The following is a 24010-nucleotide window of genomic DNA, read 5'->3' as shown; positions in this document are numbered from 1 at the left end:
GCAAAGATATCGAGATACGGAAAAACTCCTTCGCTTTTTTCAATTTTCTTCCCTGTATCTTTGTGCCCCTTTTCAATTTCCTGTTTTTAAAAGAAGAACATATAACTGATGATAATAGCGGCAATGATACCGGAAAAGTCCGCTATCAGGCCGCAGGTAACAGCATTACGGGTTTTTGTGATACCTACACTGCCGAAATAAACGGCAAGGATGTAGAAAGTAGTATCCGAAGCGCCGCGTGCCACGCAACTCATACGGCCGACAAAAGAATCGGCGCCGTATTGTTTCATTGTGTCGATCATCAATCCGTTGGCTCCGCTGCCGCTTAATGATTTCATCAATGCGGTAGGCAGCGCACCTACAAAGCTGGTATCCGCTCCGAATAATCCGACGACGTAACCGATGCCGTTTACTATTATATCCATTGCCCCCGAAGTACGGAAAACGGCGATTCCAACGAGGAAAGCTACCAGATAGGGGATGATACGTATGGCGGTTGTAAATCCTTCTTTGGCTCCTTCTATAAAAGCGTCGTACACATTAATCTTCTTCCATAATCCCCACAAGATAAAAAGAAGGATGATGGAAAAGAGTATGATGTTGGCAACCAGCGTGGAGTAAATCCCCATTTCTTCGCGGCTTATTTGGGTAAATAAGTAAATAAGTCCGGAAAAGAACAGACTGATGCAACCGATCAGAATAAGAATAGGTTTGTTCAGTAGGTTTATCCGTTGTGCAATGCTGACGGCGGCTACACCGACAATAGTAGAGATAGCGGTCGTAATCAGTGTGGGAATGAAAATGTCCGTAGGCTGTGCGGCGCCCATTTGCGAGCGGTACATCATGATGCTGACGGGTATCAGTATCAGTCCGGACGTGTTCATTACAAGAAACATAATCATCGGGTTGGTAGCGGTGTCTTTCTTCGGATTCAGTTCTTGAAGTTCTTTCATGGCTTTCAATCCCATGGGAGTGGCGGCGTTGTCCAATCCCAGCATGTTGGCGGAAAGATTCATGAAGATAGAACCCATGGCAGGGTGCCCTTTGGGTATTTCCGGAAAAAGACGGCAGAACACAGGGCTCAACCAGCGTGAAAGCGCGTTTATCATACCGCTGTTTTCACCGATTTTCATGATACCCAGCCATAAGGACAGAATACCGGTCAGTCCTAACGATATTTCGAATGCTGTCTTGGAGGAGTCGAATGTAGAGTTGACAAGTTCCGTAAATATATCCGTATCTCCCATGAACAGGAGCTTGCAGAGTGCTACAATGAAAGCGACTACGAAAAATGCTACCCAGATGTAATTTAAAACCATGTGTCCTTACCCTTTTTTCTTAAATGTTAATAGTTACTTTCGTTGGCAAGATTCCATGCATTGAGGAAGGATGCCTTGGTTATTTCTACAATTTTCTCCCAGTTTAGCGATGCGGCATGGTCCGATGGCTGATGATAGTCGGGATGACCGTCGGTATGATACCAGATAATAGGAATGCCGGACAGGGCGAACGAGGCATTGTCACTTCCGCTCACAGGATTGTCCCAAGAACGGTAGTCGGGCTGCAGTTGCAAGTTGTAACGGGCGATATCCTGTTTAAGCCAATCGCCGAAAGTGGGATGGGCGGCTGTGTAGAAGTAGACCACATGCTGCGGTTGTTCAGGCTTGTTGTTACGTCCTATCATGTCAAAGTTGAGATAACTCTTTACCTGTTTAAGGAACGGACAATGCTGTACGAAATATTTTGAGCCGAGTAATCCCTTTTCTTCTCCGTCCCAAAAAGCGAAGATGACGTTTCTCAGTGGCTTTTGTCCGCTGAGGATAAACGCATGTGCTATCTGTAATACGGCGGAAACTCCGGAGGCATTATCGTCTGCACCGTTATATATCTTGTCATTAGCCAACGTTTCGTCCACACCTAAGTGGTCGAAGTGAGCGCCTATAATGACATATTCATCGCTGCGTCTGCCGGGAATGTATGCCAGCACATTATTCATTTTCAGCGAACGGTGTGTGCCTTGCTTGAGGATTGCAACGGAGTCAAGGTGTACCTGCCAGCGCCCGCGTTGTTGTCTTTCTTTGCTGCATGCCTCAAAAGACTGGTAATAGCCGTTTTCATCCAAAGGGCGGATGCCGTCTTGTTTCAGACGGGATACGATATAGCGGGCCGCCACTCGCGAACCGTGCATACCTGCTTCACGTCCTTGCAGTTCATCATCGGCCAGAAATTCCACGATTGCTTCTGCGGAAGTACGGTTGATGCTTTGCAATCCTTTTTCAAGCGGGGATTGCGCATGCAAAGACAGTATGGAAAAAAGGAGGCAGGCGGTTCCTAAAGACACTTTATGCATATTGTTCCGTTTTTAATAACTAAGCATATCTGTTGCAAAATTAAAGATAACTTTTCATAGTTTCTATAGATTTGTCGTATTTTTGTCCGTTGGCAAAGCAATTCAAGTACATGTAAATCAAAGGTAGAGTAATGAGAAAAAGGAAAATCCTATCGGAAGATGCATTGCAAAATAATCCGATTTCAACGGAAGAAGTAGCGGTTACTGTTGCAGATATCCGGAGAGAATTGGAGGCGTATGCCGATCCGGTGAAAAGAGAATATCTTCCCCGTTTTTTTAAGACGGGAAAGGGGCAGTACGGTGAGGGGGATAAATTTCTGGGTGTAGTGGTTCCGAATACCCGTACGGTGGCAAAACAATACAAGGACGCTCCTTTTGATGTGATGGCGGAGCTGTTGCAAAGTCAGTGGCACGAGTGTCGGCTTTGCGCTTTGCTGATGTTGGTAGAGCGCTTCAGGAAAGGCGATGACAAGGACAGAAAACTTATTTATGATTTCTATCTGTCGCAGACGGACCGTATCAATAATTGGGATTTGGTAGACTTGTCTGCCCCGGGCATTGTGGGGGAATATCTGAAAGATAAATCCCGAGAAGACCTTTATCGCTTGGCGGACAGTGGATTGCTTTGGGAGCAACGTATTGCGGTGGTTTCTACTTACACGCTTATCAAGAACGGTGATTTCGCCGATATTCTGGCCCTTTCGGAGCGGTTGCTGCATCATTCGCACGATTTGATGCGGAAAGCGGTAGGTTGGATGCTGCGTGAAATGGGAAAGAGAGATAAGGACTTGCTGGTGCAGTTTCTCGAGAAACATTGTAAGGTGATGCCACGTACGATGTTGCGCTATGCCATAGAGAAATTCCCGGAAGAAGAAAGGAAGGAGTTTATGAAACGTTGAAAGATTTCTTTATCTTTGTCGCTATATATACTGATTTTGAATGGAACAAGAAGATTTTAACATACGCGAGCATCAGCTGACCAGCAAAGAGCGTGACTTTGAGAATGCTCTCCGCCCTCTGAACTTTGAGGATTTCAGCGGACAGGATAAGGTCGTTGATAATTTGCGTATTTTCGTGAAGGCCGCCCGTCTCAGAGGAGAAGCCTTGGATCATGTATTGCTGCATGGCCCTCCCGGATTGGGAAAAACTACGCTTTCCAACATTATAGCCAACGAATTGGGGGTGGGTTTCAAGATTACTTCCGGTCCGGTACTCGACAAGCCGGGCGATTTGGCGGGTGTCCTCACCAGTCTGGAACCGAACGATGTGCTTTTCATTGATGAAATACATCGGCTGAGCCCCGTAGTGGAAGAGTATCTGTACTCGGCTATGGAAGATTACCGTATTGATATCATGATAGATAAAGGTCCGTCGGCACGAAGCATACAGATTGATTTGAATCCGTTTACTTTGGTGGGCGCTACCACTCGTAGCGGTTTGCTGACAGCTCCGCTACGTGCCCGTTTCGGTATCAATCTTCATTTGGAATATTATGACGATGATGTGTTGGGCGGCATCATCCGCCGTTCGGCAAACATATTGGACGTACCCTGCTCCACAAGGGCTGCTTCGGAAATCGCAGGCCGAAGCCGGGGTACGCCGCGTATTGCCAATGCTTTGCTGCGTCGTGTAAGAGACTTTGCGCAAGTGAAAGGTTCGGGCAGTATCGATACGGAAATCGCTAATTTTGCGCTCGAGGCGCTCAACATTGACAAGTACGGTTTGGATGAGATAGACAATAAGATACTTTGTACGATTATCGATAAATTCAAAGGCGGTCCGGTAGGCCTGACGACTATTGCTACGGCTTTGGGTGAAGATGCAGGCACCATCGAAGAGGTTTATGAACCGTTCCTGATAAAGGAAGGTTTCCTGAAGCGTACTCCTCGTGGCCGTGAAGTAACGGAACTGGCCTATAAACATTTGGGGCGCAGCCTTTACAGCAGCCAAAAGACGTTATTTGATAATGAGTGAGAAAGAAAGCTAAGATATTTACGTTTCTTAGGTAATTGATATATTATATATGGCGAACGTTAGGATTTGGAGAGTATTGGGGATACTTTTGGGGCTGGTTGTCTGTTCATCCTGTGGGGACGATAATGAATATCCTGTATTTAAGTTCGGTGAAGACGGGACATGCTATTACCCGTCCGTAAGCGCCATTTCCCAAGAGAGTTTTGAGGAAACTGTGGTAGGTTACGGTTGGAAGCATGTAAGTACTCATGAAATAAAGGAAAATGGCGAATGCCTGAAAGAGGAATACTATGCCGGTTTGGACGGGGCAGGCCCTTCTTATTATTATTTCGAGAGTGCGGCCTCGCTTAAGACTTTCATGCATGTGGACGCCTATCCTGTCAACGGATTCAGAACTTCCGCATATAAGTATATCGATGCGAATCGCGTGGTTGTTAATAATCAGCACATGATATGGCAGATATTGTCTGTGGACAAGGGTTTACTGAAAGCTGTGGAGTATCTGGGTGTACGTGCAGATGGAATCAAGGTTTACGGATATGTCACTTACAAGAGAATGACGGAACAAGAGTTGGCAGAGTGCCGGGAGTCTTATCCGGTAGATTTATCGAACTTGAAAGATTTGGTAATTTCGGTAACCGAAGAAAATGTATTTGTCAATGGCAAAGAGTTTGAATTTGATGTATTGGAAAGTAACGGAGCGTATATTGTCAAAGCCTTAAATGAGGGGACATGCAGTATTACATATGATGATAACCACGTAAAAGTGAAGCTGCTGAAAAGCAGCGCTACGATAACCGTATCCGATATATTGAAACATAGAAGATTCTGGCTTTTTTCCACAGATGAAGAATTGGAGCCGACAGGAACAGATATCTACGACTTTACTTATACAGAGCTGATACTCGATAAGAGCAAAGAACTTGTGGCTCCCGACGGATACGTGCTGAATTACAAGTCTGCACGTATGGAAACAAAGGCTCGTGAAGAATATTATGGCAGTATATTGAGTAAGTACAATCCTTCCGGGCTGGCAGTGGTGGATACCGACAAACAGGTACGCTTTTTTCGGTTGAATAGGGGTGAAATCTACCTGAACGAGCTGCTTCCACCAACAGTACTTGATGAGCTGGCAGAGGCGGGTGAAGGACATGCGATAGAATATAAACTGGAATTGGTGAATGCTGCCGGAGCGGTATTTCAGGTACTTCCGTTTAAAGTTGTTTATAAATGACAAGTAGTTCATCCGGGTTTTTCCGTAATGTACTGCTTGCCATAAAATAAAGAATAACGTGGCTGGATTAAAATCATTGGCAAAAGAAACTGCCATTTATGGGTTGAGCAGTATTGTGGGGCGTTTCCTTAACTACTTGTTAGTACCCGTATATACTATGGCCTTGTCTGCGCAGTCGGGAGGCTATGGAGTCGTGACGAATATTTATGCATGGGTGGCTTTGTTGCTGGTGCTGCTGACGTGCGGTATGGAAACGGGCTTTTTCCGCTTTGCCAATAAAGGAGAAGATGACCCGATGCGCGTGTATTCCACTACCTTACTCAGTGTGGGTATCGGTGCGCTGACATTCCTTGCTCTGGGGCTGTTGTTTCTCCAACCTATCGCCAACTGGCTGGAGTACGGAGAACATCCCTGGTATGTGGGAATGATGATGATTGTAGTGGCAATGGATGCCATTCAAAGTATTCCTTTCGCTTATTTGCGTTATAAGAAACGTCCCATTAAGTTTGCGGCGCTCAAGCTGTTGTTCATTTTCCTGAACATAGCCTTGAACTTGATTTATTATGTCTGGATGAAAGGCGATGATGTAGCATATGCTTTCCTTTTCAACCTTGTATGCACCTCTACCATTATGCTTTGCATGATACCCGAATTGCGTGGCTTCGCTTATGTGCTGGACAAAAAGCTGTTGCGGCGGATGCTTGCTTACAGCTTGCCGCTGCTGGTGTTGGGCATTGCGGGTATTCTGAATCAGGTGGCGGACAAGATTATCTTTCCTTTTGTGTATCCTGACGAGGCGGAAGCCACCGTACAGCTCGGTATTTATGGAGCCGCCAGTAAGATTGCAATGGTGATGGCGATGCTGACACAGGCTTTCCGTTATGCCTACGAGCCTTTTGTGTTCGGTAAAAGTCGTGATAAGGATAATAAGCAGGTGTATGCGCAAGCCATGAAGTTCTTTATTATCTTTACGCTGGTCGCTTTTCTGTCGGTGATGTTCTATCTGGATATTCTCCGGCACATTATCGGGCGTGACTATTGGCCCGGTTTACGTGTTGTGCCTATCGTAATGGCTGCGGAAATCTTTATGGGAATTTATTTTAATCTCTCTTTCTGGTATAAGCTGATTGATGAAACGCGTTGGGGGGCTTATTTCTCCTTGATAGGTTGCACGATTTTGGTGGTGATGAATATCCTTTTAATTCCGAGGTTCAGTTATATGGCTTGTGCATGGGCAGGGTTTACGGGCTACGGTGTCGCAATGCTGCTCTCTTATTTTGTCGGTCAGAAGAAGTACCCTATTCAATATGATTTAAAGTCGATAGGGCGTTACGTGTTGTTGGCTGCGGCGCTTTATGTAGCTGCGGAATATGTGGCTATTGAAAATATTTACCTGCGTATGGCGTTCCGTACGCTGTTATTATGTGTGTTTATAGCTTATATTGTAAAGCGTGATTTACCGCTTAATCAAATACCTGTTATCAATCGTTTTATCCGAAAATAAATTTATCTTATGGAACGGCCGGTCAATCCTAACAGAAACACATTCGCCATCAAGAACTTTCTGAAAGAGTATCTCGATTTACGCAAAGATAAAGACAACGAACTCGAAACGGTGGATTCCATCCGTAAGGGTGTTGAATTTAAGGGAGCCAATTTGTGGATTCTGATATTTGCCATCTTTATGGCTTCACTCGGTCTGAATGTCAATTCTACCGCTGTAATTATCGGTGCGATGCTTATCTCGCCGTTGATGGGACCTATCATGGGTGTGGGACTTTCAGTCGGTCTGAATGACTTCGAACTGATGAAACGCTCACTGAAAAGCTTCTTGATAACTACGCTGTTCAGTGTCACCACAGCTACCGTCTTCTTCTTGGTCAGCCCTGTTGCCGAAGGGCAGTCGGAGTTGCTGGCGCGTACTTCACCTACGATTTATGACGTATTCATCGCATTAATGGGTGGTCTTGCGGGGGTAGTGGCGCTCTCCACAAAAGAGAAGGGCAATGTAATTCCGGGTGTTGCCATTGCTACGGCGTTGATGCCGCCGCTGTGTACGGCAGGTTATGGGCTGGCAACGGGTAACCTGATTTATTTCCTCGGTGCATTCTACCTTTATTTCATTAACTCCGTATTTATCAGTTTGGCTACTTTTATCGGCGTACGGGTAATGCACTTCCAGCGCAAAGAGTTTGTAGACAAGAACCGTGAAAAGAAGGTACGGAAATATATTGTGCTGATAGCCGTTCTTACGATGTGTCCCGCTGTGTACCTTACGGTAGGGATTATTCAGGACACTTTCTTTGAAAGCGCAGCCAACCGTTTTGTCAACGAACAGCTTGCCTTTGAGAATACACAGGTATTGGATAAGAAAATCCACCATGAAGGTAAGCATCATGAGATACGCGTGGTCTTGATAGGTCAGGAAGTGCCGGAAGCTTCTATTGCCATAGCCCGTAGTAAAATGAAAGAGTATAAGTTGGAAAACACCAAACTGGTTGTGCTTCAAGGTATGAATAACGAGGCGGTAGACATTTCTTCTATCCGCGCCATGGTGATGGAAGATTTCTATAAGAACAGCGAACAACGTCTGGTGGAGCAGAAACAACAAATATCTTCGCTGGAAAAAAATCTGGAACAGTACCGGAAATACGATGAATTGGGTAAGAAGATTATCCCTGAGTTGAAGGTGCTTTATCCTTCCGTTAAGTCGGTTTCTATTTCTCATGCGCTTGAACTGACGGTCGATTCGGTACGGATAGATACCGTTACACTTGCTGTCTTGAGATTCGGCAGGCATCCGGATACTCATGAAAAGGAGAAAATAACCGAATGGCTGAAAGCGCGCACCGGTTCCAAGCAGTTGAGGCTGATTGCCGAATAATATCCGGATAACTGAATGACAGACTGCAAAAATAATAAAGTAAAGAATAAAATGAGATTGAGATTCGTAATTATAACCGTTTGTTGCTTTCTCACATTGGCTGTACAGGCAGATGAGGGCATGTGGATGTTGGGTAATCTGAATAAGCAGACACGCCGTACGATGAAAGAGCTCGGTTTGCAAATGCCGGCGGATAAGCTGTACAGTTCCAAACGTCCCTCGTTGAAGGATGCCGTAGTCAGTTTCGGCGGTTTTTGTTCGGGAGTGGTCGTGTCGGAAGACGGATTGGTATTTACGAATCATCATTGCGGTTTCAGCTGTGTCCAGCAACATTCTTCTGTGGAGCATGATTATCTGAAAGACGGCTTTGTTGCGCATAACCGCAGCGAGGAATTGCCGAATCCGGAACTTTATGTTCGTTTTTTGTTGCGGACGGAAGATGTTACGAAGCGGGTGCTTGGTGCGGTAAAGCCTGAGATGACCGAATCGGAACGTGCTGGTGCGGTGGATTCGGTGATGTTTGCCATCAGTGAAGAAGTGGCGCATAAAGACTCTACTCTGGTAGGAATCGTAGATGCGTACTATGGCGGCAACGAATTCTGGTTATCCACTTATCGCGACTATAACGATGTCCGGCTGGTGTTTGCGCCGCCTTCTTCGGTAGGTAAATTCGGTTGGGACACGGATAATTGGGTATGGCCCCGTCATACGGGCGATTTCTGCGTATTTCGTATCTATGCCGATAAGAATAACCGCCCGGCGGATTATTCGCCGGAAAATGTCCCTTATCATCCCGAATACGTAGCACCGATTTCTCTGGACGGATATAAAGAAGGTTCTTTCTGCATGACATTGGGCTATCCGGGCAGAACGGAGCGTTATCTCTCTTCGTTTGGTATCGAAGAGATGATGAATAATGATAATCAGGCGCAAATAGATGTCCGGGGCATCAAGCAGGCTATTTGGAAACGCGAAATGGATAGGAGAGACAGTATCCGCATAAAGTATGCTTCCAAATATGACGAGAGTTCCAATTATTGGAAGAACAGCATCGGAGTGAACCGGGCTATCCGGAAACTGCATATTTTGGAAAAGAAACGTGCAATGGAGCAGGAACTGCGCCGTTGGATACAACAGACGCCTGAAGAGCGTGAGAAACTGTTGCGGTTGTTTCCTGATTTGGAACTGGACTATAAAAATGCCCGTGAAGCCAATCATGCACTGGCTTATTTTGCCGAATCTTTCCTGAATGGTCCCGAGCTGGTACAATTGGCGTTATCCATTTTGAATTTTGATTTCGAAGGGGAACAGAAAACAGTTGTAGCCAATCTGAAAGCGATTGTGGAAAAATATGCCAATCTGGATTTGGAAATAGACAAGGAGGTTTTTACGGCTATGCTGAAAGAATATCGTTCCAAAGTAGATTCCACCTATTTACCGGAGTTTTACGGTACGATTGCCACCCGGTACGGCGGTAATGACAAGGCTTATGTAGATAGTCTGTACGCCGCTTCGGAATTGACTACCCCTCGCGGATTAAAACGCTTTTTGGAGCGGGATACCACGTATCACATCTATGACGACCCTGCCATAAGCCTGGGTATCGACTTGATTGGCAAGATGTTTGAAATCAACATGCAGACGAGAGAGCCATCCATGAATATTGCCCGTAATGAACGTTTGCTGAATGCCGCCGTACGTAGAATGTATTCGTCCCGTAATTTCTATCCGGACGCCAATTCTACCATGCGTTTAAGCTTCGGTACGGTATGCGGATATACTCCGTTTGACGGTGCTGAATACGATTATTATACAACGACCAAAGGTATTCTTGAAAAGGCGAAGGCCCATGCGGGCGATGTGGATTTTGAGGTGCAGCCGGAACTTCTTTCTTTGCTCTCCAATCGTGATTTTGGCAGATATGCCGATGAAAAAGGAGAAATGAATGTTTGCTTTATCTCCAATAACGATATAACCGGCGGAAATTCGGGAAGCGCCATGTTCAATGCGAAAGGCGAACTTCTCGGACTGGCTTTTGACGGCAATTGGGAAGCGATGAGCAGTGATATACTCTATGAACCGAAGATGCAGCGTTGCATCGGAGTCGATGTACGCTACATCTTGTTCATGATAGAGAAATACGGTAAAGCCGGAAATTTGATACGGGAGCTGAAAATAGCTTCCGGGAAATAGCCGGTTATGCTATCCCCCTGATGCGGTCGTCAAAGGCGGACAATGCCGCTTTGGCTCCTTCACCCATGGCTATGACAATCTGTTTGTAGGGTACGTCGGACACGTCTCCGGCTGCATAAACACCCGGGAGTGCAGTACGGCAGAACGAGTCTGTCTTGATTTCACCGATCGGCGTCGTTTCCAATGCGTCCCGGAAAGGTGCGCTGTTGGCTGCCAGACCGATTTGTACGAAGATGCCGTCCAAAGGATAGTCTCGTTCTTCGTCGGTGACGCGGTCTTTAACGCGGATACCGGTTACTTTCTCTCCGTCGCCTAATACCTGGGTAGTCTGTGAAGAAGTGAATATCTCCACGTTGGGAAGACCTCCGGCTTTTTCCTGCAACACCTGGTCGGCTTTTAGCGTATCGGCAAACTCGAAAACGGTAACTTTCCTGCAGATTCCCGCCAGGTCGATAGCGGCCTCTATGCCGGAGTTTCCGCCACCTATGACGGCTACATGCTTACCTTGGTAGAAAGGACCGTCACAATGCGGACAAAAGGCTACACCGCGTCCGATGTATTCGGCTTCCCCCTCTACATTCAGTTTGCGCCAGCTTGCGCCTGTGGCAATGATTACCGCAGGAGCTGTGAACGTTTCTCCGCCACCGGAGAAAACCTTTTTCTTTTTACCTTGAAGTTCTGCTTTCTCAATTTTCCGGTCTTCAAAAATCTCTATCGGATAATGTCCCATATGTGTCCTGAGTGCATCGGCAAGCTGTGAACCTGTTGTCTGAGGTACGGAGATAAGATTCTCGATACCTACGGTTTCTTTTATCTGTCCGCCTATTCTCTCGGCGATAATGGCTACGCGCAATCCTTTGCGGGCGGAATAAATGGCTGCTGAAACTCCGGCGGGACCTCCGCCCAAGACCAGCGTATCGAACTCCCTTAAGGTGGGCGCTGCATTATCTTGCGGCAGGCTTCCGAAAGTATCTTCCAGCTTTTTCAGTAGTTCCCCTAAAGAGCCGCGTCCCACATGAAACGGTTTCCCATTGGCGTAAACGGACGGTACGGCTTGTATTTTCAGCGTATCCGCTTCTTCCTGAAAGACGGCTCCGTCTATTGTATCATGGGTGATATGGGGATTCAGCAGCGCTACGACATTGAGTGCTTGCACGATGTCCGGACAGTTGGTACAAGTCAGCGATACATAGGTTTGCAGACGGATTGGTCCCTGCAAGGCCTTGATGCGTCGGCTGATACCTTCATCCGGAAGATTTTTGCCCTTTCCATCGGCGTTTAGTACGGCAAGAAGAAGAGAGCTGAACTCATGTCCACCCGGAATGGCACGGAATCTTATCCCGGTTTCCTTTTCCTCTTTCAGGAGCGTAAACTCCAGTTTGGGCTCGTCGGTTTCGGTCACCTCACAGGACAGCTTGCCGGAACAACTCGCTATGTCATTCAGAAAATCAATCATTTCACCGGCCTGCTCATGTTCCGGGTTACAAGTGATGTGAAAAGTATAGCGGGCTTCCAATGGCTGGAAAATGCTCCGCACTTGGTCTAATATATTTGCTTCTAACATGATAATGCGGGTTTTAAATGTTGGAGTATAAAAAAAGACTATCTCATTTCTTTTACTTTTGCAAGGAAGAAATAGAGATAGTCTTTATATGGCAATGTCTATCGTATGGGGGTACGATTAAATCTTACCGACTAAATCGATGCTTGGCTTCAGCGTTGCACCGCCTTTCTTCCATTTGGCCGGACAGACTTCACCGTCGTGAGTGGCTACGAATTGCGCAGCTTCCACTTTACGAAGCAGTTCATCCGCATTACGTCCGATGTTGTTGTCCTGAATTTCGGCAATCTTGATTTTTCCTTCGGGATTTACGAGGAATGTACCGCGATAAGCCATACCTTCTTCTTCAATCATCACACCGAATGCACGGCTCAATGTACCTGTCGGGTCTGCCAACATCGGATATTTAATCTTGCGGATGCTTTCGGAAGCATCATGCCACGCTTTATGTACAAAGTGAGAGTCTGTGCTTACAGAATAAACCTCTACACCCATGGCTTGGAATTGGTCGTATTTTTCTGCAATATCTACCAGTTCGGTAGGACATACAAACGTAAAATCTGCCGGATAGAAGAAGAAAATAGCCCATTTGCCTTTTACATCTTCGTTAGTCACTGTTTTGAAACTTCCGTTTTGGAAAGCCTGAACTTTGAATTCAGGGAGTTGGGAGTTGATAATCGGTTCCATAATCATACTTTTTAAAAGGTTTGGTTTTTTGTTTTACGGATGCAAAAATATAGCATTTTTCTCCGGTAGAACAAAAAATCCGATTGAAAAGTTTTATGAGCCGATAGACAAAATCTATACGAGTACCTGGGTGGCTTTCAGGGAGAGCATTTCTTTAGGTACTGCGGCTGTTATCTCTTGGGTAATCGTTTTTAAAAGCGTGTTACGGATAAAACTACGGTTGGTCAGCATGATAATTTGCCGGGTAGGACAGGGAATGGCAAAAGGGCGTACCAGTTCTTTTTGCGTGCCGTCCAGTTGCAAGACAGCCAGTTCGGGAATGAAAGTGATGCCCTTACCGCTTTCTACCATGCGCATAAAGGTTTCCATGCTGCCCAGATGATAGGCTAACTGACTGGCACGGGCTGCCTTCAGCTGGCAGAAACGCTCCAACTGGTCGCGAAAGCAGTGTCCCTCATCCAGCAGCCAAAGCTGTTCTCCCGTTAAGTCGGAAGTCCGTATTACTTCATTGCTGAAAAGGCGGTTCTCCCGCGCAATATAAGTGTAGAACTGCTCGTAGAATAGCGGTGTTTGTTGGAATTCTTCCATTCCCGCCAGGCCGGCTACGATTCCGGCATCTATATCTCCCGTTTGCAGCGCCTTTTTGATATCGTTTGTCTTCATCTCGACCACTCTGATGTCGAGCTGCGGATATTTTTTCATTAGTTGTGGAAAGAAGCGCGGCAGTAGGTAGGGAGCTATGGTGGGAAGGATGCCCAGTTTGAAAACTCCGCAGAGTGAATGTTTTTCTTCTTCTATGATGTTTTTTATGCGATTTGTCTGAACTAACACATTCTGAGCTTGTTCTATGATGTGAACGCCGATGGGAGTAGGGCATACAGGTTGCTGGCTGCGGTCAAAAATCTTAGTGTCCAGCTCTTCTTCCAGCTTTTGAATCATGGCGCTCAAGGTGGGCTGTGTAACCCGGCAATATTCGGCGGCTTTGGCGAAATGACGGAACTGATTGACGGCGAGTATATATTCCAGTTGTTGTAAAGTCATGGTAAACAGGGCTTTTGAATGTTATATATAGAATCGTTCTATGCAAAGATAGAAATTATCTGTTTGACAAGCATTTATTTGCCGCTTATCTTTGCAACGGAAACAAAGAAAAATAGTATGAACTTTTAAAATAGAAAGATTATGAAGACTTTAGATTACTTACATTTGAATGAAAATAAGGTTGCTGACGTAGTATCGGCATTACATCGGTTATTGGCGGACTTCCAGGTACATTACACCAACTTACGCGGTTTCCATTGGGATATTAAAGGACATGGGTTCTTCGTGTTGCACGGCAAGTTTGAAGATATGTACAATGATGCCGCGGAGAAAGTGGACGAAATCGCAGAACGTATCCTGATGTTAGGAGGTACGCCCGAAAACAAATTCAGCGAATATCTCAAGGTTGCCAAGGTGAAGGAAATCTCCGGTATTACTTGTGGCGGTGAGGCTGTTGACCATATCCTCGAAACTTACGGCTATCTTATCGGTGAAGAAAGAAAAGTGATTGAACTGGCCAATGAAGCCGGTGATGATGCCACTGCCGACTTAATGACCGGTTACTTGAAAGAGCAGGAAAAAATGGTTTGGATGCTCGTTGCTTTCAGCACTAAGAGCTGTGCGAAATAAGAGATAAAAAGTAATAAGACGATAGGGTGATAAGGTGATGACACATTGCTTTATCACCCTATAATTTTACCATTTTATCGCTCTGTCACTTATCACCTTTTCAGAATAATGACGGTTACGGCTGAGATAATGAGCAGAATACCCAGTGCTATGCTTCGGGTAAGCGGCTCTCCGAAAATGGTAATGCCGACGCATACCGCCGTTACAGGCTCCATGGCCCCCAATACGGATGTCAGTGTGGAGCCTATGTTTTTGATGGCGCGTACCAGTGCGAGATTGGATATTACGGTAGGCACCAATGCCAGCATCACCAGATTGCCTAATGTGGTGCGGTCCGGAATGGCCTGCAATCCTATGCCGGAAGCTTCTGTCCCTATGAACAGCAGGATACCGCCGAATAAAAAGACGTAAAAAGTCATTTTAAGCCCTTTCATTTCAAGATTCTTCAGTTGGCTTACCGTTACCAGGTACAGCGCATATCCCAACGCAGAAAGCAAAACAATGAATATGCCGAGCCCGGTGACACTTCCCGTACTATCTCCGCCGGACAGGAAGAATACACCGGCTACCGCAAGCGCGATAGCCGCCATGCGCCACAAAGACTTTTTCTCATGGAAGAAAATCATCATGATGAGCGTGGTCAGCACCGGGTACATGAAATGAAGGGTGGTAGCCACACCGCTCGACATGAACTGATATCCCCAAAAGAGGAAAACGGCGGAACTGTCGTAAAGGCACGCCAGCAACAGAAGCGGCAATATCTCTTTACGGCGGATGCGGAAAGATTGCTTGTCGAGCAGCAATATGCCCGCCAATGCCAGCATGGCGAAAAGAAAGCGGTATAGCAGGATAGACCAGAAACCCATTCCTTGCTGCATGGCAGGAATCGTGAACAACGGAATCAATCCGAAGCTCGCGGAAGATAACAGCCCGTATAAAAAACCGTTGACCTTATTCACGCCGCTTATCTATTTCTTTTTGGGTGTCCGCCTTGCCCAACCTTCTTCGCTGAAGTCGGGTTCTGAATCTTTAAACTCGTTATTGCCCTGGAAGAACTGTTTCCAATCGTCTTTTTTGCCGCGCGCCTTGGTGTACCCGCGCTCTTCGCGACTGGGTTTGTCCTTTTTCTTCTTGTCGGTGGCTGCATATTCGGCTTTGTCCTTGCGCTTGCCGGCAGGTTCGCTGCGGCGGTCATCCTTATAGCCGCGTTTTTTGCCGTCAAACTCCTTTTTGCCATAGTTGCCGCCTTCGGCTCTGCGTTTTCCCTTGGGAGCGTCCTTTCCTTCCTCTCCCGCAATTTCTACGGAAACCTTACGGCCGTTCCAGTTGGCGCGGTTCAAGGCTTTCACGACGTTGTTGGCTTCTTTTTCTTCCACCTCGAAGAAAGAGAACTTTTGCATCAGGTCGATACGCCCCAGTTCGACGCGTCCGCGGGTATTGCTGTTTAGAAGGCTGATCAGCTCATTCGGGAAGAAATTGTCCATTTTGCCGAGATTGATGAACAGGCGTTTAAAGCCCGGCGCTGCCTGACGGGCGCTGCTACCGCGTTCGCCGCTTTTCGCGCTGCGTTCGCTGCCGGTGGCGATCTCTATTTCCTCACGGTCGCGATAGTAGTCCAGAAAACGGTTGAATTCGAGAGAAACCATGCGTTTAATCAGGTCTTCTTTACTCAACCAGTCCAGCTTGCGGTAAATGTCGGGCATGAAATCACAGATTTCATCCTCATTTACTTTTACTTTCTCAAGTTCGTCAATAACCTTCAAAAGCTGCTTCTCACAGATTTGCTTGCCGGTAGGCATTTCTCCCTGAATGAATTTCTTGCCGATAATGCGTTCTATTTCACGCATCTTGCCTTTTTCACGCAGGTTGATGATGGCGATGGATGTACCTGTTTTTCCGGCGCGTCCCGTACGTCCGCTGCGGTGCGTGTAGCTTTCCGTATCATCGGGCAGGCCGTAATTGATGACATGGGTAAGGTCGTCAACGTCCAAGCCGCGTGCGGCCACATCGGTGGCTACCAACAGCTGCAGGTTGCGTATGCGGAACTTCTGCATGACGGCATCGCGCTGCGCCTGGCTCAGTTCGCCGTGCAAAGCGTCGGCGTTGTAACCTTCCTGCATCAGTTTGTCGGCGATTTCCTGTGTTTCCTTACGGGTACGGCAGAAAATGATACCGTATATCTGCGGGTAATAATCCACGATACGTTTCAGAGCGGCGTATTTATCTTTGGCATGAACGGTGAAAACCACGTGTTTCACGTTGTTTGTGCCTTCATTCTTGCGTCCGATGGTGATTTCCTTGGCGTTGTGCAGGTATTTTTTGGAGATACGTGCTATTTCAGGGCTCATGGTAGCGGAAAACAGCAGCGTGTTGCGCTCTTGGGGCACGTCTGCCAGAATGGCGTTGATGCTGTCCGTGAATCCCATGTTCAGCATCTCGTCCGCTTCGTCCATAACTACATTCTGTATGGTGGAGAGGGAGACGGTTTTGCGCTCCATAAGGTCGAGTAGGCGTCCGGGAGTGGCTACGATGATATGTACTCCCCGTTTCAGGGCGCGTATCTGGCTCTCGATGGATGAACCTCCGTATACGGGCAGTACCCGCAGGCCGTCGATGTATTTGGAATAATCATTCAAGTCGCCCGCAATCTGCAAACAAAGTTCGCGGGTAGGGCAAAGAATGAGTGATTGGGGAATTCTGTTGTTAACGTTAATTTGCTGTATAAGCGGCAGACCGAACGCCGCGGTCTTTCCTGTTCCTGTTTGTGCCAGTGCTACTACATCATTATTTTCTCCCAAAAGGTAAGGGATTACTTCCTCTTGTACCGGCATGGGACACGCATATCCCATTTCTTCAATGGCGCGGCGTATCTCCGGCGACACACCGAGCTCTTCAAATGTCTTCATTAAATCTTTGTATATCTTTATATTTCGGTGCAAAGATAATGCAAGCCGGGAGCAGAATAAAATAAACTTGTTTATTTTTTATGCCGAGGCGCAGCTTATCTTCGCATTCGGTGCAAAGATAAGAGTTTTTTGGCGATTAATCACTAATCACTGAGCAAAATACTCCGTAGCCTCTTTATTTCGTCCTTGCTCAGTCCGATGCCTTTTTGCAGATAAGTATCCATGTCGCCGTATTTCCGCTCCGCCTCGTCTTTGGCGGCATTCAGGAAGTCTTCACGCGCCGAGAACAGGGTAGTGATGGCTTCCTGCGAGCGCGTAGGAAGTTGATAGGCGTATTTCGAGGCTCTCGGAATATTGAAATAGTCATTGCTCAGCCGGTAATCTTCCATGATTATGTCCTCGTTGACACCCAGTGCGGCGAGTACCAGCGCGGAGACGATACCTGTACGTCCTTTACCCGAAGAGCAGTGGATAACTACGGGATAGTTGGTTTTATCCAATAAAATATCGAATATCTGCCGGTATTCTTTGGTATATTTGTCTATCAATGTACGGTTCATCCGTTCCACCATACGATAGACGGTATCGCATTTTATCTTTTCTTCCCGTATTCCTTGCAGTATATCTTCCATGTCTCCGGTAGCAAGCGGAATATGCACGACGTTGAATCCTTTCTGCAGCGGGGACTGTCTGCCTATCTCCGAAGGAGTCCGCAGGTCGATAAGTGTTTTGATTCCGAGGTTCTTGAGTTCCCTGCGTGAGCAATATTCAAGGCTGTCTATCTCCGCCGAGCGGTAAATCATTCCCCAGCGCATCTGTTTTTTGCCGGGGTAGGAAGGATAACCGCCTAAATCGCGGAAGTTCTGTATACCGGGGATATTGACGTTGCGCGTGGCAATCTTTACACGATATTTATCTCCGAACAAAAGGGTGTAATAGTAACGTTTGGTAGGGTCATTTGTGATGATGGTCATTTTCAAGTCCGAAATATCGGCTACGGCCACGGGAGTGTCTTCCGGTATGAAATCAGGATCGGTCGAAGCATATACTTTCACATTTCCTTTGATGAGGGGAGCCATTTCCCACTTAACGATACAGTTCCCTACGTTGTTTTCTTCGCATACAACGGATATATGTGGAGCTGTGCCGCCGCAAGAAGGGAGCAACACTGCCAGCGCAAGCAAGTTCAACAGATTCTTGTACATAATTCGTAAACTCTCTAAATGTCGTTTACAGCAAATATATAGTTTTTCGCCGCAGATTATACAGCGTGCAGGAAGCTTTTATAATTTTTAAATGATAATTTATTTTTAGGTACGGATCGGAGAGAACCGTCAATACTTATATCTCTCCGCAAACTCGCGCGACACCGAATTGCTGTAACTTTTGCAGACTTCCGCGGCGAATTCCATACCGTAACGGATAATCTCGTCCCACCCGGTTTCGCTGACCGTGTTCAAGTCGTCGTAACGGACGTCATATTTCAGCAAGCCGTAGATGATGCCCGCATTGAAGTTGTCACCCGCTCCGATGGTACTCACGGCTTTCAGCGGCGGTATGTCGTATTCTTTGGAGACGGAAGCGGTGCGGAGCGTTATCTTTTCCGCTCCTGCCGTACACAGGAAATTGGGACAATAGAATTTTATCTTGTCTCTGTATATTTTGTCCGCGTCGCGCAAATTGTACATATAGAAGAAGTCTTCCTGCGAACCGCGTACAATGTCGGCGTATTCCAGATTTTCAATGATGGTCGGCGCCAGCTTTATAGCTTCTTCCTTGTGGGAAGAACGGAAATTGGGATCGTAATAAACGATGGCTTTCTTTTCGCGTGCCCGGTCGAGCAACTCCAACACTTTCTCGCGCAGCACCGGATTCAGCGCGTAGTAAGAACCGATGACGACGATATCGTCTTCTTCCAGTTCGGGGTAGATGACATCCAGCCGTTGTTTGGGATAATTCTTATAGAAAATATATTCAGCGTCGCTGTTATCATTCAGGAAAGCGAGCGATACGGGAGATTTCCCGTCGGGAAATACGTTGACGTGGTCTGTGGAAATATGATTGTCGCGCATGAACCGGAGAATGATATCGCCCACATGGTCGTTGCCGGTCTCACTGATGAAACAGACGGGAACGCCGGTACGACTCAATGAAACGATTCCATTGAATACGGAACCGCCCGGAACGGCAGCCGAAGGTTGCTCATTACGGAAAATGACGTCCAATATCGTTTCTCCGATGCCGATTACTTTACGCATAATGATCTTGATTTTTCTCCGAGGTAACCGCCGTGATGACGTTTGGAGTAGTCTTCAATGGTAAATCCGGTTCTCTGCATGGTCTGCACGACCAGAATATCGCCTATAACGGTCATTACCGTTGTGGAAGTGGTAGGAGTCATGCCCAGTGTGCAGACCTCCTTGGGGCTTCCCGTGCTGAGGCATACATCCGATTCCTGCGCCAGCGGACTGTCCGGATTTCCCGTAATAACGATAAACTTCAGCCGGGGATTCAGGTTGTGCGCCAATTGTGTCAACTCGACAATTTCGCGCGTCTTGCCCGAATTGGAAATGAGCAGCAACAGGTCGTTTTCCTGCAGAATACCCAAGTCTCCGTGTTGTGCCTCGCTGGGATGCAGAAAGACGGAGGGAATGCCGGTCGAACAAAAGGTAGTAGCAATATTCATAGCTATTTGCCCTGCCTTGCCCATGCCGGAAGTTACCAGTTTCCCTTTTTTGCGGTGTACTTGTTCTACGATGAGTTCTACCGCTTTTTCGTATGCGTCCGTTACGGGGATATTCAATACGGCTTGCGCTTCTTTCTGCAAAAGCTCTTGAATGGATGCTATCATTGTTTCAATTTTGATTTATGAATTATAAGTCCGCAAATATCCGTAATTTTCCATAAACGGCAATAAGTTTTATTGTATTTTTGTGCCCGCAAATTGTTTGTAACGTAAGAATGAAGAATTTAACAGAAGAAATACAGCCTCGCTATCATCTGCATACATTGCCGAACGGCCTGCGCATCATCCACGAACCGTCTTTGTCGAAGGTGGCTTATTGTGGTTTTGCGGTAGATGCCGGAACGCGCGATGAACTCGAAAACGAGCAGGGCATGGCGCATTTTGTGGAGCATCTTATTTTTAAAGGCACCAAGAAGCGTAAAGCGTGGCATATTCTGAACCGCATGGAGAATGTGGGCGGCGATTTGAACGCTTATACCAATAAGGAAGAAACCGTAATTTATTCCGCGTTCCTTACCGAACACTTCGGACGTGCTTTCGAGCTGCTGACGGATATCGTGTTCCACTCCACGTTTCCGCAACGGGAGATTGAGAAGGAGACAGAGGTCATTATAGACGAAATCCAGTCGTATGAGGATAATCCTTCGGAACTGATTTTTGATGATTTTGAAGATTTAATCTTTCGCGGACACCCTCTGGGACGCAATATTCTCGGTAATCCGGAGCAGCTGAAGAAATTCCGCAGCGAAGATGCGGCCGCCTTTACTTCCCGCTTTTATCATCCCGGCAATATGGTGTTCTTTGTGTTGGGTAATATGGATTTCAGGCAAGTGGTGCGCTGGGCGGAGAAACTGTTGGCTGACATTCCGGCTGTGGCTGTCGATACCCGTCGTACGCCTCCGCCTTTGTATGTTCCGAAAAATCTGGTTTTGCATAAAGATACCCACCAGGCGCACGTCATGATAGGCAGCCGGGGATACAATGCCTACGAAGACAAACGTACGGCGCTCTACCTGCTGAACAACATTCTCGGCGGTCCGGGCATGAACAGCCGGTTGAATGTGGCCTTGCGCGAACGGCGCGGTTTGGTTTATAATGTAGAGTCCAACCTGACTTCCTACACCGATACCGGAACTTTCTGCATTTATTTCGGCTGCGATCCTGAGGACGCGGCGCTCTGTACCCGCCTTGTGTATAAAGAACTGAAACGCCTGCGTGATACCCGGATGACTTCTTCCCAGCTTGCCGCCGCCAAAAAGCAGCTTATCGGCCAGATAGGCGTGGCTTCGGACAATAACGAGAATAATGCCCTCGGCATGGCGAAGACCTTCCTGCACTACAATAAATATGAAACGGCCGGAGCTGTGTTCCGGCGTATCGAGCAACTTACTTCCGAGATTCTGTTGGAAGTGGCGAACGAGATGTTTGCAGAGGACTACTTATCGACCCTTGTTTACGATTGACAGCCTTCTCAGCCGCTGAACTTAGGTATTGAGGCGGGGATTGTTATGCCGGGCCCTTGTTGAATTTAATTCGTCAGACGGATGTTTCCCGTTCGTTAGACAGTTGTCATCCTTTCGTTAGACAGCCGTCTAACGAAAGGATGACAACTGTCTAACGAATTAGGATTGGTGGTTCGGCTACTTGTTTTTGGAATACTCCTTTGCTAAAAATGCCTTATTCCCGCTTATTCTCTTCAGGTTGTTCCAACCGCTTCCTGCTGAATTCGCAACCGCAGTACAGTTGGTTATAGAAATCATATTCTTTGAGGAGCTGGTTGCGGCGGTCTTGCAATCCGCCTTTCCGCCAGTTCTGCTCCCAAAAGATTGTACCAGGATAAAGGGCGGCTGCCCGTTTTCCCGCTTCGTTTATTTGGTCGAGGCTCTTCCAACGCGAAGACGCGAGGGTAGTGGTAAAGACAGAGAAGCCGTGTTCGGAAGCATAGCGTGCCGTTTCCGTCAGGCGTAATGTAAAGCATTTCAGGCAACGGCCGCCGCGTTCCGGTTCGTCTTCCAGTCCGAGCATTGTGTTCCGCCAATGGGTGTAGTCGTAATCTGCATCGATGAAATCGAGGTTTTGAGACGTTACAAAGCGAATGGCTTCCTGTTTTCTTATCTCATACTCCTCTTGCGGGTAGATGTTGGGATTACAGTAAAACACAGTCGGGCGGATGCCGTTTGCCAACATGCATTCTATGATGGCAGAGGAACAGGGAGCGCAACAGGAGTGTAGCAAAACTCTGTTTTCACCGTTGGGAGTTTGAATTTTCAGCATAGCGATGAGTACTTTAAACTTTCAGTTTTATCTTGCCTTTCACCAGCAGTCCGGTCAACTGTACGATGACGATGGAGAAGACAAGCGATTTGAGCAGTCCCGGTACGCCGCTCCCCAATACTTCCGGATAAGTCCAGCCTGCTAATTGCTGAACGGAGTACCATATATAGGGAAGAATGTAGCAAGTGAGCGTTGCCGTTCCTGCGGGTTTGATTATATCGAACCGGTTTGTATTGCCCTTTACGTCGGTCAGCCAATAGAAGAAGCCGAATAACGGGAAGAAAGCGGCAAGGCAATAAAACAGCCAGGACGGGGTAGCCTGTATCTTGGAGATAATCCAGTATGGATGCGAAACCAGTGCAAGGATGAGCATGCCGACGCCGAGAATGCAGAGCATACCGATGAATTTGCCGGGGTGTTCGCGATCGGCGTAGCGTTGCATGAGTAAGGAGGTCAGTAATCCCGACATTCCGAATGCATGCAGCGTCCAGTCACTGGGAATGAAAGGAAGCAGCAGGATACGGCTGCCGTACTCTTCCGGGATAAGGCCGGAATGGCTGATTACGGCGAGTGCTATCACTGCAAACCATGCAATCGCGTTTTTACGCAGGCTCTCGCGGGTAAACAGGTAGATGCCGGCACATACGGCATACGTCCAACCGATAAGACCGAGGATTCCCCACCAGCCCGTATGGAACGGTTTTCCGTTGAGGTCTTTATAAATAACCAAAGCTGCGAGCAATACCACGCCTGCCACTTTCATTACGGTGAAAAGGGCTTTTTTTGTGCCTTCGGCTTTGGGATATACTCCCCATGTCAGGAAGAAACCGATTACCATAAGGATAGTAAACCAGGAATGGGAAAGGCCGCCTTCGATGCCGCCGCTGTTAAGCGAAAACAGTCCCATGGCGATGAGCGCTACCGTACGCCAGAATATATGCGCGATGACCTGTGTGGTAGTATCACCCTTTTTATAACGGTTCTGTATGGCAAAAGATACCGACATGCCCATGCAGAACAGGAAAGCTGGGAAGATGGTATCGGAAAATCCCAGCATGTCTTCATTGATATCGGCGTGCATCAGCCAGTGGGGGACATTCTTCAATCCGGGAATGTCGTTTACAAAGAGCATGAGGAACATGGTGAGTGCGCGGAATACATCTACTGCGGCAACTCGTTGGAGTGCTAAGTTTTTCATAACAAATCTGTTTTGGGGGTTAGGGCACAAATATAGGAAAGAATTTTTCAATATGGGAATATCAGGCTGTAAAAAAAGAATTCTGTCATTCAGAGGAGCTTGCGATGAAGAATCTCCTCTCTTATATGTTAAGGAGAAGAGATTCTTCACTCTCTTCAGAATGACAGAATGATATGTCAATTAGAGTGTTGGTACTTCCTCTTTGGACAAGTGTCCTTTAAGAGTGTCCTTATTCAAACAATGATTTGGCAATTCCCATTTCCAGTCCTCTCAGTTCCGCCAGTCCTCTCAGACGACCGATGCAGGAGTAGCCCGGATTGGTTTTCTTCTTC

The 24010-nt window shown here is 47.0% G+C and carries 21 protein-coding genes; 8 read left to right on the top strand and 13 right to left on the bottom strand.

The annotated features are described in order from the left end of the window. Nucleotides 1-86 precede the first annotated feature (86 nt). Nucleotides 87-1319 (bottom strand): spore maturation protein, encoded by a 1233-nt coding sequence (locus tag BHV73_RS09785; RefSeq protein WP_009121943.1) that lies wholly within the window; start codon nucleotides 1317-1319, stop codon nucleotides 87-89. Between the two features lie 26 nt (nucleotides 1320-1345). Then, on the bottom strand, nucleotides 1346-2350 hold the full coding sequence (locus tag BHV73_RS09780) for a M20/M25/M40 family metallo-hydrolase (protein WP_009121942.1): 1005 nt from the start codon (nucleotides 2348-2350) through the stop codon (nucleotides 1346-1348). Nucleotides 2351-2481: 131 nt separating this feature from the next. Here BHV73_RS09780 and BHV73_RS09775 point away from each other — a divergent pair, with 131 nt between their 5' ends. Genes BHV73_RS09775 through BHV73_RS09750 form a run of 6 tightly spaced genes read left to right on the top strand, consistent with a single transcriptional unit; the run spans nucleotide 2482 to nucleotide 10635 of the window. Then, nucleotides 2482-3249 carry a DNA alkylation repair protein gene (locus tag BHV73_RS09775; RefSeq protein ID WP_009121941.1) on the top strand — a complete coding sequence of 256 codons (768 nt, stop codon included), beginning with the start codon at nucleotides 2482-2484 and terminating at the stop codon, nucleotides 3247-3249. Nucleotides 3250-3289: 40 nt separating this feature from the next. Continuing rightward, a complete protein-coding gene (ruvB, locus tag BHV73_RS09770; protein ID WP_009121940.1) occupies nucleotides 3290-4324 on the top strand; it encodes a Holliday junction branch migration DNA helicase RuvB in 1035 nt (344 codons plus the stop codon). A gap of 49 nt (nucleotides 4325-4373) precedes the next feature. After that, nucleotides 4374-5558 (top strand): hypothetical protein, encoded by a 1185-nt coding sequence (locus BHV73_RS09765; RefSeq protein WP_009121939.1) that lies wholly within the window; start codon nucleotides 4374-4376, stop codon nucleotides 5556-5558. 58 nt (nucleotides 5559-5616) lie between these two features. Next, nucleotides 5617-7062 (top strand): lipopolysaccharide biosynthesis protein, encoded by a 1446-nt coding sequence (locus tag BHV73_RS09760; protein WP_009121938.1) that lies wholly within the window; start codon nucleotides 5617-5619, stop codon nucleotides 7060-7062. A 9-nt stretch (nucleotides 7063-7071) separates the two neighbouring features. Continuing rightward, nucleotides 7072-8442: a TIGR00341 family protein gene (locus BHV73_RS09755; RefSeq protein WP_009121937.1), complete on the top strand. Its 1371-nt coding sequence runs from the start codon at nucleotides 7072-7074 to the stop codon at nucleotides 8440-8442. 51 nt (nucleotides 8443-8493) lie between these two features. Beyond that, entirely contained in the window at nucleotides 8494-10635 is a 2142-nt protein-coding gene (locus tag BHV73_RS09750) for a S46 family peptidase (RefSeq protein WP_039950832.1), read from the top strand. 4 nt (nucleotides 10636-10639) lie between these two features. Here the strand turns inward: BHV73_RS09750 and ahpF are convergent, their stop codons facing one another. The 3 genes from ahpF to BHV73_RS09735 all read right to left on the bottom strand — a co-directional run bounded on the left by ahpF (nucleotide 10640) and on the right by BHV73_RS09735 (nucleotide 13924). Continuing rightward, nucleotides 10640-12199 (bottom strand): alkyl hydroperoxide reductase subunit F, encoded by a 1560-nt coding sequence (gene ahpF / locus BHV73_RS09745; RefSeq protein WP_087412235.1) that lies wholly within the window; start codon nucleotides 12197-12199, stop codon nucleotides 10640-10642. Nucleotides 12200-12316: 117 nt separating this feature from the next. After that, nucleotides 12317-12883, bottom strand: a complete 567-nt coding sequence (gene ahpC, locus BHV73_RS09740; RefSeq protein ID WP_022103286.1) for an alkyl hydroperoxide reductase subunit C — start codon at nucleotides 12881-12883, stop codon at nucleotides 12317-12319. Nucleotides 12884-12997: 114 nt separating this feature from the next. After that, complete coding sequence (locus tag BHV73_RS09735; RefSeq protein WP_009121933.1) at nucleotides 12998-13924, bottom strand: hydrogen peroxide-inducible genes activator; 927 nt, start codon at nucleotides 13922-13924, stop codon at nucleotides 12998-13000. Between the two features lie 141 nt (nucleotides 13925-14065). On the opposite strand from BHV73_RS09735, the gene BHV73_RS09730 reads away from it, so the two are divergent. Beyond that, the gene (locus tag BHV73_RS09730) at nucleotides 14066-14554 is read left to right on the top strand and encodes a Dps family protein (protein WP_009121932.1); all 489 of its coding nucleotides are present in this window, start codon (nucleotides 14066-14068) and stop codon (nucleotides 14552-14554) included. Between the two features lie 92 nt (nucleotides 14555-14646). Here the strand turns inward: BHV73_RS09730 and BHV73_RS09725 are convergent, their stop codons facing one another. From BHV73_RS09725 to BHV73_RS09705, 5 genes are all read right to left on the bottom strand, one after another. Next, a complete protein-coding gene (locus BHV73_RS09725) occupies nucleotides 14647-15513 on the bottom strand; it encodes a DMT family transporter (RefSeq protein WP_009121931.1) in 867 nt (288 codons plus the stop codon). Between the two features lie 9 nt (nucleotides 15514-15522). Further along, nucleotides 15523-17460, bottom strand: coding sequence for a DEAD/DEAH box helicase (locus BHV73_RS09720; RefSeq protein WP_022218568.1), 1938 nt, complete (start codon nucleotides 17458-17460; stop codon nucleotides 15523-15525). A gap of 143 nt (nucleotides 17461-17603) precedes the next feature. Further along, the gene (locus BHV73_RS09715; RefSeq protein ID WP_087412236.1) at nucleotides 17604-18665 is read right to left on the bottom strand and encodes a tyrosine-protein phosphatase; all 1062 of its coding nucleotides are present in this window, start codon (nucleotides 18663-18665) and stop codon (nucleotides 17604-17606) included. A gap of 129 nt (nucleotides 18666-18794) precedes the next feature. Beyond that, nucleotides 18795-19718 (bottom strand): carbohydrate kinase family protein, encoded by a 924-nt coding sequence (locus BHV73_RS09710; RefSeq protein ID WP_087412237.1) that lies wholly within the window; start codon nucleotides 19716-19718, stop codon nucleotides 18795-18797. Then, nucleotides 19706-20311 (bottom strand): SIS domain-containing protein, encoded by a 606-nt coding sequence (locus BHV73_RS09705; RefSeq protein WP_009121927.1) that lies wholly within the window; start codon nucleotides 20309-20311, stop codon nucleotides 19706-19708. Before BHV73_RS09705 ends, BHV73_RS09710 begins: the two co-directional genes overlap by 13 nt. A 110-nt stretch (nucleotides 20312-20421) precedes the next feature. Here BHV73_RS09705 and BHV73_RS09700 point away from each other — a divergent pair, with 110 nt between their 5' ends. Next, nucleotides 20422-21669 (top strand): M16 family metallopeptidase, encoded by a 1248-nt coding sequence (locus tag BHV73_RS09700; RefSeq protein ID WP_087412238.1) that lies wholly within the window; start codon nucleotides 20422-20424, stop codon nucleotides 21667-21669. A gap of 214 nt (nucleotides 21670-21883) precedes the next feature. Here the strand turns inward: BHV73_RS09700 and BHV73_RS09695 are convergent, their stop codons facing one another. The 3 genes from BHV73_RS09695 to BHV73_RS14750 all read right to left on the bottom strand — a co-directional run. Next, the gene (locus BHV73_RS09695) at nucleotides 21884-22480 is read right to left on the bottom strand and encodes an epoxyqueuosine reductase QueH (protein ID WP_022218564.1); all 597 of its coding nucleotides are present in this window, start codon (nucleotides 22478-22480) and stop codon (nucleotides 21884-21886) included. Between the two features lie 13 nt (nucleotides 22481-22493). Beyond that, nucleotides 22494-23678 carry a DUF5009 domain-containing protein gene (locus tag BHV73_RS09690; RefSeq protein ID WP_087412239.1) on the bottom strand — a complete coding sequence of 395 codons (1185 nt, stop codon included), beginning with the start codon at nucleotides 23676-23678 and terminating at the stop codon, nucleotides 22494-22496. A 229-nt stretch (nucleotides 23679-23907) separates the two neighbouring features. Then, nucleotides 23908-24010: mannonate dehydratase (locus tag BHV73_RS14750; RefSeq protein ID WP_487467759.1), on the bottom strand; the 103-nt coding region annotated here is incomplete at its 5' end.

The sequence above is a fragment of the Bacteroides sp. 44_46 genome (assembly GCF_001915465.1).
Classification (GTDB): Bacteria; Bacteroidota; Bacteroidia; order Bacteroidales; family Bacteroidaceae; genus Bacteroides; species Bacteroides clarus.
The sequence above is the reverse complement of the archived record's forward strand: the minus strand, read 5'-3'. Positions and strand labels throughout refer to the sequence as shown.